The organism is Arcicella sp. (assembly GCF_964672035.1).
The window spans coordinates 45094-60220 of sequence record NZ_CBABQS010000022.1 but is presented as its reverse complement, the minus strand read 5'-3'; the positions used below and the strand labels follow the sequence as shown (position 1 = coordinate 60220).

The window sequence follows — 15127 nt, the reverse complement described above, 5'->3', positions numbered from 1 at the left end:
TGCTTATGGATAGATTTTACTTTATATTTCTCTTCATAAGCTACACAAAATAAGTAAATAGTGATGATTTCTTCATCACTGATTTGACCTTCTTGCCCATTAGGGCTAAATCGCTGAACATTCCAGCGAAGATAGTCGTTATACTCTTCACAGACGTAAAAGTATAACTTGATAAGTAGGAGTTCGTGCATGAAATCCTAACTCAATTTAAACTACGTCTGTTTTTTTTTGAATTATTTAACCCCTGATTCGCATAACTCATAAATATTAATTTTTCTTAGTGTCTAAAAACTATTCAAATTGAAAAGCAAAATAGGTACAAGTTCCCGTACCAGTATTTCGGATACCGTGAAGGCTATTAGACTGTAAAAAAATAATGTCCCCCACTTTTGCATCATACCAATTGCCGTCAATGGTTTCTTGGGCTTGGCTTGTGGCTTCATCTTTTTGGCTATTTACCAAAAAGATTATTTCAGCGGCCTTGTGGGTGTGGGCAGGGTGGCTCATCAATCCAGCATTTAAGGTCGTAGTGTGCATTTCCAAGCGTTTGTTCATGGATGTGGGGCGATTAAAAAAGTCTTTTCTACCACCTTTATCATGGGGTTTAAAAGCTACTTCATCCCAATTGAGCATCAATGAACCACCCGCTTTTTTACCTCTTTCAAGGTCAACTGGTAGCACCGAATTAAACTGAAAAACGTAATAAGTGGTATTGCCATCGCTTCTATTTTCAGTTTCACGCAAATCGTTCGACATAATTAAAGCCATTCCACCTGCTTTCAAAACCTTTGTTTTACCTTCGATGGTTACCGTCAATTCTCCTTCTTTTACAATGATTAATTCTTCATTCTCTTGCGTATAAGCCTCTTTTTTCATTCTGCCTTTTGGTAAAAGCGTACTGGCATGAACCTTAAAAAGGTTAAAATCGGGCGTGGTGCCTTCTAAAATCTGGCGAGCTTCACCCTGAGGTCTTTTAACTGCTGTCAAATCGTTCCAATAATAAACTTTAGATTCCATGAGTTTGCTTTGTGAAAAAGCTAAACTTTGAAACAAACAAAATAGAAGAATTAGCCTTTTCATATTTACTGAAGTTAAATTTTATTAAAAACTACCATAATTGATGTACTGATTTTTTGATGTATTTATCGTAAACAGCGTTGATATTAAATAATTGTTCTTCGCTCAATGCTGGATAATCTAACGAGGCTAAATTGGCCGTTACTTGCTCAGGTTTTGAAGCTCCAGGAATAATTGTCGTGACCGCTTCATGTTGTAAAATCCAACGTAAAGCCATGGGTGCGAGATTGTTATCATTAGGAAAAATAGCTTTTAATTCCTCCACTGCGGCAAGTCCAGTTTCATAATCAATCCCTGAAAATGTCTCGCCCTTATCAAATTGTTCACCATTCCGATTAAAATTCCTATGGTCGCCCGATGTGAAAGTTGAGTTGCTTGAAAACTTGCCCGTCAATAATCCACTTGCCAAAGGAACTCTCACAATTACCCCCACATTTTTCTTTTGTGCTTGCTCGAAAAACAATTCTGCAGGACGCTGACGAAAGACGTTGAAAATAATTTGTACGGAAGTAACATTCTGATATTCAATACTTTTTAAAGCTTCTTCCACTTTCTCAACGCTGATGCCGAGGTTCAAGATTTTGCCTTCGTCTTTTAATCTATCAAATAACTCAAATATTTCTGGACGATAATAAACTTCCGTGGGGGGACAATGCAATTGAATCAAATCTAAGGTTTCGAGTCCCATATTTTTGAGACTATTTTCCACAAATTTTCGTAAAACTGCGGGTTGATAAGCTTCATTGGTGTGCGGATTGAGCTGACGACCACATTTTGTAGCCACATAAATCCGTTCTGAACGACTTTTTACAAATCGCCCAACGGCTTTTTCACTTTCGCCATCGCCGTAAACATCGGCTGTATCAATAAAATTAATGCCCGAATCAACGGCAGCATTTAATATTTCATCGGCCGTAGTGTGGTTAAAATCATCACCCCATTTTCCGCCAACTTGCCAAGTGCCAAGGCTGATTTCTGAAATTTCAAAGCCTGTTTTTCCTAATGTTTTATAATTCATGTTTCAAATGTATATGTATAAAAAAATTCTTTTGTCCTGATTTATTTTTTAAGAAAGAAAACCTCATAAATGAAGTTTATTAGACTATACATATTACGTTTTTTTATCTGCGTAAATCCGCAAAATCTGCGTCATCTGTGTTCCAACCATTCGCTGAAAGCGAATCCTTTTATTTTCTCAAAATCTTACTCACAAAATCCCAAGCCACAACTCCCGCCGTTACCGAAATATTCAAGGAGTGTTTTGTGCCGTATTGCGGAATTTCTAAGCAAAAATCAGCCTGTTCAACCACCGATTGATTTACGCCAAAAACTTCATTGCCAAATACGAACGCATATTTTTGATTTTCTGCTGGCTCAAAGCTAAGTAAAGAAACACTATTTTCTACTTGTTCCACTGCGGCCACAATTACGCCCTCCGACTGCAATTTTTTTACGAGTGTAAGCACATCTTCCACGTGTTCCCACACAACGGTTTCATCCGCACCCAAAGCCGTCTTTTGGATTTCTCGATGCGGAGGCGTTGCTGTGATGCCGCACAAATAAACCTTTTCAACCTTAAAAGCATCACTCGTTCTGAATACCGAACCGATGTTATTCATACTTCTAATATCATCCAAAATTAAGGTGTACGGGAATTTTTCAACCTCTTTAAATTCCTCCGTGGAAAGACGATTCAAATCGTCCATTGATAGTTTTTTCATCTAAATTTTATTGTTTCTGCTTTTTATTAAACGGAAGTCGGCCTTCAAAAGCACGACTTCCGTCATTTGTAATTATATTTTCATTTTACCTTAATCCCTTCAATTCCCCATCAACAAATTGTTGCCATTTTTGTTGTCCCACAACATTAACACTGTGATTACTTTCATCGTCATATTCCTTTTGTAAACGGTTCATTTCTCGGTACATTTCGATAAAAAGTATCTGCAATTCACTGTCGTAATTATCAACTGTTAAAATCGATTTTGCTTTTTGTTTAAAGCGTTCTACCACAATTTTTGTCAAGTCAAAATGCACTTGTTCATGAGCGATGCTGTAGTCAGAAAGACTGGTTGATGAGGTCCAAGAGCCACTTTTTAGCATATAAGCCTTCATTTGGAGATTGATGGTTAAGATGCCATTTTCTAAATGCAATGGCGCAATGTATTCAAAGTTATTGAAAATTTGGGCTGAGTATTTTGATGTTTTTGGCATTATTCCTGTAAAGTCTGACCACGTCATTTTGCGAATAGGCGACCAAAAAATAGTATCACCCTTTTCAGGATTTTCAATTTGATAATCCGAATTGACAACCAATCTTACTGCTTTTATCAATTTGGAATTTTTGTCATAATTTTCTTCCATCCATTCATCAAAATACATGACTGATTTTTCGATTACTTTGCTCAATAAAGTTTCGTAATTATTATAATCTCCCTGCGTCCGATTGAAGGTTATGGCCGTTTGAAAATCAGTTAATTCTATCTCCGTTGTATCCCGCTGGAAACTATACGAAACCCTGATTCTGCATTTTCCTGTAATTTTTACAGTTGTCAGATTTTCAATAATTGACAACTCTTTGATTTTAAAGGTGATAGGGTAATCGGATGAGTCTTTAATGATTGATTTTGAAAAATAATTTTGCACTGATTTAAGCGTTCCTCCACTCAATTTTAAGCTTTTTTCGGTTTGATTTTCTCCATAAATTACTCCAATTTTAGCTTTATCTTTTCGTTCATCAATCACATTTGAAAAGTAAAAATTATGGGGTTTATGCCTGACAGATTCATATTTCAACGATATCCATTTATCTGTATATTGGGCAAATAGGAGGGATGACTTACAAAAAAATATGGACAGAATAATCAAAAAATGCGTGTTTTTTTTATATTTATTCATATCTTGTTACAAATTAAAATTTAACGTAATAATTATGTCAGTATCACAAGAACAACACAACGATAGTAACGAACTTTCAACCGCACAATTGGTGATTATGTTCCTTATTTTCTCATTTCTTTTAATATGGTTGGGCGATACTTTCACCGCCATAGTAGGTATTTTAGGAGAAATAATAATTTTTATTTTTGCTTACAACGAGAAACATAAATTGATTGATTAGAGCATTACTATCTACAAAAATAGCCGAACAGTCTGACTGTTCGGCTATTTTTATTTAAAAGAATAGAATATTTAAAATTCAAGTTGCGCTAATACTGCGTGAAGGTCGGAGGCAAAACGACCGCCCCAAGTATTACTCAAGGTGGCGTGCTTAAGCACCTTTATTTTATCGGTATTCAAGAAAATATAGTCAATCAATCTGCCTGCAATTTCTTTAGACTCAAACCCATTAAAAGTGCTTATTGGGCCAAAATGGAGCTGTTTTGTTACTTTTTGAGCATCAATTAATCCTTCGTTAATAATGATTGTTGGCTCTTCTTGGGGAGTACTGTTAAAATCTCCTGTTAAAATTACGGGGATTTTATGATTAATCGCCTTAATTTTAGCCACCAACATTTTAGCACTTTCACGCCGAGCCACTTGACCAATATGGTCGAAATGCGTATTGAAAACGTAAAACATCTTTTTCGTTTTATTGTCCTTAAATTTAGCATAAGAAACAATTCGATTTAAAGCGGCGTCCCAACTTTTACTGGGCTTTTCGGGCGTTTGACTCAACCAAAAAGTATTACTTTCCAAGACCGTATATTTATCTTTTTTGTAGAAGATTGGCGAGAATTCTCCGCCTTCTTTGGCATCATCACGCCCAACGCCTACGTACGCATACTTGGGAAGAAGTTTGGTTAAATCTCTGATTTGTCCCACCAAAACCTCTTGCATTCCGCAAAGATCCGCTTCGTAAAACTCAAGCATACTGCTAAGATTTTCTTTACGTTTAGCCCATTGGTTTTCTCCATCCTGAATGGTTTCCATTCGGATATTAAAAGTCATAATGGTTGTTTTTTGCTGAGAGAAACTGCTGAAAGTTGTACTTAATAAAAGTAATAGTAGATAAAATGTTCTTTTCATAATTTGTCGATTTTTTCAACAAAACTATCAATTTTAGCTGGTATTTCTGTCGGTTTATACCTTTTCGTTGTATTTTGGGTCAAAGTCCACCATCCACTGAACCCCAAATTTGTCGGCAAACATTCCAAAGTAATTACCCCATGGGCCGTATGCTATTGGCATTTCAACTTTACCGCCTTCTGAAAGTCCGTTGAATAATTTATCGGCTTCTTCTTTGCTTTCTGCATTAATTGAAATGGTATTTCGGTTGTCATTTTCCGTTACTTGTCCCATAATTTCGATCACATCGCTACCCATTAACGCACTACTTTTACCGGTTGGCAAGGCAATGTTCATAAGTTTATTGGCATCATTTTCTGGTATTGGATATTCAGGACTTGATAGGTCTTTGTAACGCATAATTTTTGCGAACGTCCCGCCAAATACTGATTTGTAAAAGGTAAATGCTTCTTCGGCATTCCCGTTGAAGTGAATGTAAGGATTGATAATTGCCATAATTTTTATTTGTTAAATGGTTTACACTCTTTCTTTTGAAAGCAAAAATCATTTTTGCGATAAAGTTGCCAATACTTCTTCCAAATTTTTCATTGACATCGTAAATCCTTCCTTGAAGCCCATTTCAATCATCTTCTCTAAGCGGGCAAGGGATTCATTGTAAATAGTAATAACCACTTTTGTTATGCCGTTTTGTTCGCTGAAATTATAATCCCAATCAGACCCTGGCAATTCAGGGTTTTCATCTTTGTCGGCAAAAGCATTGTACATTTTAAAATTGGTTTTTGGGGTAATGGAAGTATATTCCTGAATTGACCAACGCTCTATTCCTTCAGGACTTACCATTGCATAAAATCTTTTTCCACCAACTTCAAAATTCATATATTTTGTTTTGGATTCCCAAGGTTTAGGAGCAACCCATTGGTCAAGTATTTCTTGCTTGGTAAAGGCATCCCAAACCAACGAAAGTTCGGCCGCAAATTCTCTGGTTATGACAACCATTTTTGTCGATTTGTCAGCGGTAAAATCAAATAGCAAATTGTTTTTCATTTTTTCTGTTCTTTAATTGTTGCTAATACATTGTCAAGTTGATTAAATTGAGTTTCCCAAATTTTCCTAAATTGGGCTAACCAATTGTCTATTTCTTGCATTTTTGGGGCATTAAAGTGATAATAAATTTCTCTACCAGCATGCTCAGGCTTAATCAATTCGCATTGCTGTAATACTTTAATATGTTTTGATACTGCTTGTCGGCTCATATCAAATTTTTCTGCCATGGCATTTGGCGTTAATGCTTGAATAGCAATTAAAGTTAAAATAGCCCTACGTGTTGGGTCAGCTATGGCTTGGAATATATCTTGTTTCATTTTTAATAATTAATTACGCAACTAATAGGTTGCAAATATATGTGCAACTTTTTAGTTGCGCAAATTTATTGGCAATTATTTTTGTCGAGGTAAAATGTCGGGAATTTTTTTGGTTGTTGGAGGAAGGGTCTTTTTATTTCCGTGGCTTGTGTTTCACAGGGGTCGAAGCGTAATAGTGTTTTTTACCCGTGGGGGTTGTGTAAAAGTTAAAGGTTTATAAGTCAAAAATTTTAAGCAGAAATATCATTTCGTAAAACAAGAAATTTCCAAATAATATATTTCCAAATAAATTCTAAAAGAATATTTCGGAATATTATTTGGCGCAAAATACTTTAAACGCTATACTTTTTACACAACCCCCACGGCTTTAAGCGACTTCTTTTAATTCTATCATTAAATGGCATTTTTTAGTAATCTTGTCCAAGTAGTTTTTGTTTTTTCAAAGTCATTATGATGCTTAGTTACATTTTTTCTATATTTTTCAAATTCAATTAATATTTTGTGGAATTCTTCCGTTTTAAAGTAAGCACATAATTTTGGAATTGTGTATTTTAAACTTACTTTCATTGTCGTCATTATTACTTCAAAATTTTCTCTGTCTGTTGTGTATACTAACAAAGGCTTATACCTTACCCAACCAATTGTGGCATTTATAAAACGCATCAGTATTTCATTACTTGTATTTTCTATGGGTTTTAATTCAACGGGTAATACGCCATTTAATAAATTATTATACATAGAGAAACCATCGTGAAATGCATAGCAAGGAACTTTTACAACCTTTAAATTGGTCAATGCCGTACTCATAAAAGTATCTTCGCCTCTCGCACCTGGTGGGTTATAAAATGGAGGAAACTTGTGATAATTTTTTAAATTAAAACAGAGATTTGCACCCGAAATAAACTTCATTCCATTGGTTTCATTTACTTCGTAAGAAATCGGATTATTCAAAATAGTTTCATCTGAATATGTTACTCCCTTATGGTTTATAATCACTTGTTTCATTTTATCCCAAGTAATAATATCGTTGCTTAATGCTTCAATAAACAATTTAAAATCATTTTCGGTAAGAATATCGTTAAACTCCAAATAAGGGATTGGCGAAATATAACCACAATGCAAGCCATGAGTTATGTCAGCATCATCATTGAATTTTAGATGTGTGCTTAAAATACTTTGACCCATCCATAATAATTTGCCATTATTATTCTGGTAGGTAGCCAACGGATATTCATCATCGTCAATGAAAAGGAGTTTATCCATTTTTTGTTTTATGGCAAAGTAGGTTATAATGTTTCTTTTTTTAGCATAACCTTCACCAAAAAGCAAATTACAGTCTTCGGCACTAATCGTATTATTATCAGTCAGAGCCAATTGCTCAATTTCGCTATTTACTTCGTTTACTCCATAAAAATGAATGGAATCCACTAAATCTTTTAATTCTTTTGGTACTTTCTTATAGTCGTTGGTATTGGTATTTTTATAACGCAAGTCGTAAGAGACAAAGACATGAATTCTAACATTTTTATTTTCTATTAGCCCGTGTTCGAGCCAATTGTTTATGTAAGTTTTTAATACGTTTTGAAATAGTAATCGACCTGTAACAAATCCAATTCCAATATTAACTATTTTTTTATCATTCATTATTGATTCTCGTTTAGTGTGTGTAAAGTATGCTGAATGCGTATTATCTTTTTGGCTCATCTACAAACTGTCAATTTGTGGATTATTGCGCTAATAACGGTTAAAATAGGCAAGTGCATATTTTAAAGTAAAAGTAGAACTTTAATTCTAATATGCTATTTTTTTAAGTAAAGTAGTTTAAAGGCTATTAAGTATTAGAGAGTAATTTTATTAGATATCTGTCATTCAAACCTTCTAATTTTCTAATGCTTTACCTGTGGTCAGCGTCTTCACTGACCACGGGTAAATTCACAAAACTTCTTCTCCAAAACCAAGCCAATTTATTAAATGGTAATCCTCAAAATCTTGTCCCATCCAAATCCAAACACAATTCTCTCGCATAAACCATTTAATTAATTTAATTTTGCATTTTAAAACCAATCAAATCGCAAAATAATGATTCATTTCTTCGGAAGTAGCTCCAACACAGTTTTTGCCGTCCAAAAGCAAGACAATTTTTCACAAGAAGACATCAAAAAACTGTATTGGTTATTCAATAGCTCGTCTGAAAATAAGCATACTTCTACTAATTCCAATCAATCATCGCTTGATTCATTTTTCGTTGGGCCACGGGCGGCCATGATTACGCCTTGGAGTACCAATGCCGTTGAAATTACGCAAAATATGGGTATTTTGGGCATCATCAGAATTGAAGAATTTACCGAAGTATCGGAAGATTTTACGAATTTCGACCCGATGCTTTCGCAAAAATATTCGCAACTCAATCAGTCAATTTATACCATCAACGTTCAGCCCGAACCGATTTTCGAAATTGATGATATTGCGGCTTATAATAAAAAAGAAGGTTTATCATTGAGTAGCGAAGAGGTGGATTATCTGAATAATTTATCGGTAAAATTAGCAAGAAAATTAACCGATTCGGAAGTATTTGGATTCTCGCAGGTAAATTCAGAACACTGTCGCCACAAGATTTTTAACGGTACTTTTATCATTGACGGCGAAACCAAAGATTCTTCGCTTTTCAAATTAATCAAGAAAACTTCTCAAGAAAATCCTAACGATATTATCTCTGCTTATAAAGATAATGTTGCCTTTATCAAAGGGCCAAAAGTAATTCAATTTGCCCCAAAAACCGCTGATAAGCCCGATTTTTATACTGAAAAGGAATTTGATTCTGTCATTTCCGTAAAAGCAGAAACTCATAATTTTCCCACAACCGTTGAGCCTTTTAACGGTGCTGCTACGGGTGCGGGTGGTGAAATTCGTGACCGTTTGGCGGGTGGACAAGGTTCTTTGCCATTGGCAGGAACGGCAGTTTACATGACTTCGTATTCTCGTTTAGAGGAAAATCGCCCTTGGGAAAATGGAATGTCGGAACGTGATTGGTTGTACCAAACGCCGATGGATATTTTAATAAAAGCTTCCAATGGTGCGTCTGATTTTGGGAATAAATTTGGGCAACCTTTGATTGCAGGTTCAGTTTTGACTTTTGAACACGAAGAAGAAGCCCGTAAATTAGGCTTCGATAAAGTGATTATGTTGGCGGGAGGTATTGGTTACGGAAAGGAAAATCAAGCCATCAAACAAAAACCAAGCGAAGGCGATAAAGTGGTGATTTTAGGGGGTGAAAACTACCGAATTGGCATGGGTGGAGCGGCCGTTTCTTCGGCTGATACGGGTGCTTTAGGTTCTGGCATTGAGTTAAATGCGATTCAACGTTCCAATCCAGAAATGCAAAAAAGGGCGGCTAATGCCATTCGTGGCATGGTTGAAGCTGACCATAACCCGATTGTTTCAATCCACGACCACGGTGCGGGCGGACACTTGAACTGTCTTTCGGAATTGATTGAAGAAACGGGCGGTTTGATTGACTTGGATAAATTGCCAGTCGGCGACCCAACCCTTTCTGCCAAAGAAATTATTGGCAATGAATCGCAGGAAAGAATGGGCTTGGTGATTGGTGAAAAAGATTTGGAAATCCTCCAACGCATTGCCGACCGTGAACGCTCGCCAATGTATATCGTGGGTGACGTTACGAACAATCACCGTTTCACTTTTCAATCAAAATCAACGGGATTGAAACCGATGGATTTTGCAATTGAAGATATGTTTGGGAGTTCTCCTAAAGTAATTATGGAGGATAAAACCATCGAAAGAAATTATACAGAATTAAATTATTCTGTCGAAAATATTCAAGAATATTTAAATCAAGTTCTTCAATTAGAAGCAGTTGCGTGTAAAGATTGGCTTACGAATAAAGTGGATAGATGCGTGGGAGGAAGAGTTGCCAAACAGCAATGTGCAGGTTCTTTGCAGTTGCCATTGAACAATGTGGGTGTAATGGCATTGGATTTTAAAGGCAAAGAAGGCATCGCTACGAGTATCGGACATTCACCAATTTCTGCCTTGATTGACCCAGTGGCGGGTTCAAGAACTGCTATTGGAGAAGCGCTTTCAAACATTGTTTTTGCTCCTTTAAAAGATAATTTAAAGTCAGTTTCGTTGTCGGCAAACTGGATGTGGGCTTGTAAAAATGCGGGTGAAGATGCCCGACTTTACGAAGCAGTAAAAGGTTGTTCAGATTTTGCGATTGAATTAGGTATCAACATTCCAACGGGTAAAGATTCCCTTTCGATGAAGCAAAAATATCCGAACGATGAAGTTATTGCTCCTGGAACGGTCATTATTTCGGCAGGTGGAAATTGCTCGGATATTACGAAAGTCGTTGAACCTGTGTTGAAAAGAAACGGCGGGAATATTTACTATTTGAACCTGTCGCAAGATTCGTTTAAATTAGGAGGAAGTTCATTTGCCCAAATTCTGAATAAAGTTGGAAAGGAAGTGCCTACCGTTATCAATTCTGAATTCTTCAAAAATGCTTTTAATCTTTTGCAGGATTTAATAAAAGACAATAAAATACAAGCCGGACACGATGTGGGAAGTGGTGGATTGATTACGACTTTATTAGAAATGTGTTTTGCCGAGGTCAATTTAGGGGCTGAATATGATTTGAGTGCTTTGGGTGAAAGTGATACTGTTAAAGCACTTTTCAACGAAAATATTAGTATCATTTTCCAAGCTGATGCAACGGTAGAAGCAATTTTTGCACAAAATAATATTGAGATTTTCAACATTGGAAAAGTGGTGGAAAGTGAGGATGTTTCAGTTATAAATAACGAAGATAATTTTACGTTCAAGGTATCAGAATTGAGAGATACGTGGTACAAAACTTCCTTCCTTTTAGATGCTAAACAGTCTAAAAATGGCATGGCATTGGAGCGTTTTAACAACTACAAAAATCAACCATTAACTTATACTTTCCCTGCTCATTTTGATGGAAAAAAACCTATAATCGACCCAACAAAATCAAGACCAAAGGCTGCAATTATCCGTGAAAAAGGTAGTAATTCTGAACGAGAAATGGCTAATGCGATGTATTTGGCTGGTTTTGATGTAAAAGATGTTCACATGACAGACTTGATTTACGGTCGTGAAAATTTGGAAGACATTCAGTTTATTGGTGCGGTTGGTGGTTTCTCAAATTCGGATGTTTTGGGTTCGGCAAAAGGTTGGGCGGGTGCATTTTTGTACAATGAAAAAGCCAATATAGCGTTGAAAAACTTCTTCAAAAGAGAAGACACGCTGTCGGTAGGAATTTGTAATGGTTGTCAGTTATTTATGGAGTTAGAATTGATTAATCCTGAACATGAAATTCACGGTAAATTGCACCATAATCAATCGTATAAACACGAAAGTATTTTTACGTCAATCAAGGTTCAAGAAAATAATTCAGTCATGCTTTCTACTTTGGCAGGAGCTACTTTAGGCGTGTGGGTATCGCACGGAGAAGGGAAATTTAACTTATCAAATTCAGAAGAAGATTATCATATTGTTGGGAAATATGGCTACGAAAACTATCCAGCCAATCCAAATGGTTCGGATTATAACACGGCGATGATGTGTGACAAAACGGGCAGACATTTAGTAATGATGCCTCACATCGAACGCTCAACTTTTCCGTGGAACTGGGCAAATTATCCAGAAAATCATCAAGACGAAGTAAGTCCGTGGTTGGAAGCCTTCGTAAACGCTCGTAAATGGGTGGAGGGGAAATAATTAAAGAAGTCAGAATTAAGAACAAGGAATGGAGAATTTAAAAGTGTTTTTTTACTTCTAAATTCTCCATTCCTTGTTCTTAATTCTGAAATAAAAAAGCAACAAAAAAGTCGGTTTTCATGAAGAGAACCGACTTTTTGTTAAACAGGTTGAGGGAATATATTTGTGTGTGTTAGTGAAATTTTATCTGAGAATACCCAATTGTTTCGTTAACTGAACCAATGCAGTAGTATCACGGGCATCCAATTTGCGAATCATATTTTTGCGATGATTGTCAACGGTGTTTGAACTTATAAAAAGCTTTTCACCAATTTGTTTCGATTCATTGCCTTTCATTAATAGTTTCAAAACTTCCAATTCTCTGAGCGTAAAAATATCCTGTTTTTTCAAGACTTTTTCTTTAGAAGAAAACGTTGTTACAAACTGTCCATTATTGAAACTCATACGCCCCCAATATTGATCAGTTGGCTTAATTAAATGGTCAATATCTTGGTCAACTATAAAGCACAAAGTTGGGTAACCTTTTTCGTTAAACTCTAATCCAAAAATTTGCACCATTGTATGGAAAGGGTTTCCACTTGGGCGAAAATGCTTCATTCCGTAGCCATACGCCACAAAGTTTTTCTTAATCTCTTGTGGAGCTTCTCTAATAGAATCAATCATATATTTAAAAAGGGTAGGAATTGAAGACATATTTTCCTTTTCGGGAGTCATTGAACCTAAAAATTCACTGAATCCTTTTTGTATAAATGCTTCAACTGGAATCCCCAAAGCGACGTCCGTGTTAGTGATATATTTGAAGGATAAATCAGTCATGTCCATAATTCCATACACCGCATTTAGGTAAGTAGTGTCTTTGTTGAAGAATCCAATTTCTTGCAAATATTTCTCGGCCGACTTCTCTGAAGTTTCGCCTGAAATTTGATTAACTGCTTCTAAGCATTTACGAAAAAGTTGTTCTAATGAATATTGAGGTTGATTTTGCATGAAATACTAATAATCAATTGTGTTAAACGTTACCATAAATAAACCAGTTGTTGTATCAAGTAGCGCTTCAAAATTAAATGATTATTGTCATAAATTAGCCAAATTGGCTATTTGTTTTTTTTAATGTTTTACTCAATTTTGTGTAGAAATAAATGTTTTCAGATAATTATTTATATGTTGTTACATTAATTTCTTAAATACTTAATCACACAATAATATTAACCACTTTTTTAAAACTTAACCACAATTTATAATTAAGCAAGAAAGATTCATTTATTTTTTTACTTTGAAATCGCATTCAATTGCCACTTCTCAAGTAAATCTTTAAAGCTTTCACAAGAAAACCGAGAAGAAATTTTCGGTTTTCTTGTTTGTAAATAGCTTACAATCAAGGTCTTTTCAATTTTTCTACATCTTCAATTGTATCAATGTCAAAAACACCTTGTGGGAAATCAACCATAGAAATACTATTTTTATAGTGGCTTAAAAACGATTTAGCTCCTCTTTCTCCATTCAAATTCAGCAATTCTGGAAACATAGTTTTATCAAATAACATTGGTACTCCTAACGCTTTTTTATATACGCAGCTTACAATAGGGTTCTGCGAATTTGCAAAAACTTGCATCATATTTTGCAAAAGAACTTTTGAAATAAATGGTTGATCAGACAAAAGAATTAGGATTAAATCTGATTTGTCGGCTAATTTTTCTACTCCTACACGGATTGAAGTCCCCATTCCCTGTTGCCAATCAGGATTAAAAACAGTTGAAACTGTATCCTCAAATCTTTCAAGTTTTGGCTTAATCATGTCGGCATTTCCCCCCAAAATAATTAAAATATCTTCTGAAACTGTTAAGGCAATTTCGGTAATTCTTTCAATCAAGGTTTGGCCCTCAAACTCAATTAGTTGTTTGGGATAGCCTAATCGGCTTGAATTCCCAGCCGCAAGGATTAAAATGGAAAGTCTCATCTCGAATATTTTTCTGTTACTTTAAGAAACTTTGGTAGTCATACCATTGTTGCTTAATTTGTAACGAAACACGTTTAAATTTCAATCTAAATTACTAAAATATTTTATGAAAAAGTTATTATTAGCGGCTATACTACTGACTGGTTTTCGGTCGGTTAATGCACAAGTTTTCTCGGGTACGCAGGAAGTAGAGAAAGCCAACAAAGAAGGTCTTTACACATCCGTTGCCGTTGACGATAAATACGTCAAACAGGCATGGCAAACAGAATTAGCCAAATACGGCAAAGTGGAATCGGGTAAAAGTGGGGCTTACAGAGTTAATAATGTCATCATGCCAACCATCTCAGGCGACCCAGTGATGTTAGTAAGTAGAATAACAACTGAAAAAGGACGTACTAAAATATTTATGTCGATTGGTACAGGAGAGGAGGTTTACGTGGGTGGAACGCATCCTAAATATGCCGCTGCTGAGAAAATTTTGAATGATTTTGTGGAAGTAATTAACCTGCAAGAAGGGGTAAGAACCGAAGAAAAAGTAATGGAAGATGTTACGGATAAACAAAAGAAAACCATCAAAACGGGCGATAAATTAGTTCGTGCTATTGAGGATAATAAAAGAGACAAAGAGAAACTTTTAAAGAGAATTGAAGAGAATAGAATAGAATTAGAAAAATTGTTGACCGATGTGGAACAAAACAAAAAAGACCAAATTTCGATGGGTGAAAATGTGAATGTTCAAATGAAGAAAGTGGAAGAAGCAAAAGCCAAAGTTCCAAAGCAGTAGTATGTAGCACGGTTCTCCTGAATCGTAAAATTTATATTTATCAGAATCCTTCATGAGTTTTACTTATGAAGGATTTTTTTGTGTACCACAATGCTTCAGAATCGTAAATAATGTGAAGAGTTGTTTTATATAATTTGCGATTCTGGAGAATCGTGGTAC

At 35.5% G+C, this 15127-nt stretch carries 15 protein-coding genes; 3 read left to right on the top strand and 12 right to left on the bottom strand.

What is annotated here, in order from left to right; genetic code table 11:
* From AC1W31_RS08620 to AC1W31_RS08600, 5 genes are all read right to left on the bottom strand, one after another.
* The coding region (locus AC1W31_RS08620; protein WP_481734025.1) for a hypothetical protein at nt 1-191 on the bottom strand (191 nt) is incomplete at its 3' end.
* Nucleotides 192-291: 100 nt separating this feature from the next.
* Nucleotides 292-1017 carry a cupin domain-containing protein gene (locus tag AC1W31_RS08615; RefSeq protein WP_481734024.1) on the bottom strand — a complete coding sequence of 242 codons (726 nt, stop codon included), beginning with the start codon at nt 1015-1017 and terminating at the stop codon, nt 292-294.
* Nucleotides 1018-1108: 91 nt separating this feature from the next.
* Nucleotides 1109-2095: an aldo/keto reductase gene (locus AC1W31_RS08610; protein ID WP_481734023.1), complete on the bottom strand. Its 987-nt coding sequence runs from the start codon at nt 2093-2095 to the stop codon at nt 1109-1111.
* Between the two features lie 169 nt (nt 2096-2264).
* Nucleotides 2265-2798, bottom strand: a complete 534-nt coding sequence (locus AC1W31_RS08605; protein WP_481734022.1) for an RNA methyltransferase — start codon at nt 2796-2798, stop codon at nt 2265-2267.
* An 85-nt stretch (nt 2799-2883) separates the two neighbouring features.
* Complete coding sequence (locus tag AC1W31_RS08600) at nt 2884-3975, bottom strand: hypothetical protein (protein WP_481734021.1); 1092 nt, start codon at nt 3973-3975, stop codon at nt 2884-2886.
* Nucleotides 3976-4009: 34 nt separating this feature from the next.
* Between AC1W31_RS08600 and AC1W31_RS08595 the strand changes: the two genes are divergently transcribed.
* Nucleotides 4010-4198, top strand: a complete 189-nt coding sequence (locus AC1W31_RS08595) for a hypothetical protein (RefSeq protein ID WP_481734020.1) — start codon at nt 4010-4012, stop codon at nt 4196-4198.
* A 71-nt stretch (nt 4199-4269) separates the two neighbouring features.
* Here AC1W31_RS08595 and AC1W31_RS08590 read toward each other — a convergent pair whose 3' ends face one another.
* The 5 genes from AC1W31_RS08590 to AC1W31_RS08570 form a co-directional block, all read right to left on the bottom strand.
* On the bottom strand, nt 4270-5106 hold the full coding sequence (locus tag AC1W31_RS08590; RefSeq protein ID WP_481734019.1) for an endonuclease/exonuclease/phosphatase family protein: 837 nt from the start codon (nt 5104-5106) through the stop codon (nt 4270-4272).
* A gap of 54 nt (nt 5107-5160) precedes the next feature.
* A complete protein-coding gene (locus AC1W31_RS08585; protein ID WP_481734018.1) occupies nt 5161-5601 on the bottom strand; it encodes a VOC family protein in 441 nt (146 codons plus the stop codon).
* A 48-nt stretch (nt 5602-5649) separates the two neighbouring features.
* Complete coding sequence (locus AC1W31_RS08580; protein ID WP_481734017.1) at nt 5650-6150, bottom strand: SRPBCC family protein; 501 nt, start codon at nt 6148-6150, stop codon at nt 5650-5652.
* Entirely contained in the window at nt 6147-6467 is a 321-nt protein-coding gene (locus tag AC1W31_RS08575; protein WP_481734016.1) for an ArsR/SmtB family transcription factor, read from the bottom strand. The genes AC1W31_RS08580 and AC1W31_RS08575 overlap by 4 nt, the downstream gene beginning before the upstream one ends.
* A gap of 393 nt (nt 6468-6860) precedes the next feature.
* On the bottom strand, nt 6861-8111 hold the full coding sequence (locus AC1W31_RS08570; protein ID WP_481734015.1) for a hypothetical protein: 1251 nt from the start codon (nt 8109-8111) through the stop codon (nt 6861-6863).
* A 435-nt stretch (nt 8112-8546) separates the two neighbouring features.
* Between AC1W31_RS08570 and purL the strand changes: the two genes are divergently transcribed.
* Entirely contained in the window at nt 8547-12227 is a 3681-nt protein-coding gene (gene purL, locus AC1W31_RS08565; protein WP_481734014.1) for a phosphoribosylformylglycinamidine synthase, read from the top strand.
* A 183-nt stretch (nt 12228-12410) separates the two neighbouring features.
* Here the strand turns inward: purL and AC1W31_RS08560 are convergent, their stop codons facing one another.
* Together AC1W31_RS08560 and AC1W31_RS08555 are read right to left on the bottom strand one after the other, a co-directional pair.
* Nucleotides 12411-13214 carry a response regulator transcription factor gene (locus tag AC1W31_RS08560; protein ID WP_481734013.1) on the bottom strand — a complete coding sequence of 268 codons (804 nt, stop codon included), beginning with the start codon at nt 13212-13214 and terminating at the stop codon, nt 12411-12413.
* Nucleotides 13215-13602: 388 nt separating this feature from the next.
* Nucleotides 13603-14184, bottom strand: coding sequence for a nucleotidyltransferase family protein (locus AC1W31_RS08555; RefSeq protein WP_481734012.1), 582 nt, complete (start codon nt 14182-14184; stop codon nt 13603-13605).
* A gap of 106 nt (nt 14185-14290) precedes the next feature.
* Between AC1W31_RS08555 and AC1W31_RS08550 the strand changes: the two genes are divergently transcribed.
* Nucleotides 14291-14968 carry a hypothetical protein gene (locus AC1W31_RS08550; protein ID WP_481734011.1) on the top strand — a complete coding sequence of 226 codons (678 nt, stop codon included), beginning with the start codon at nt 14291-14293 and terminating at the stop codon, nt 14966-14968.
* The last annotated feature ends 159 nt before the right edge of the window (nt 14969-15127 follow it).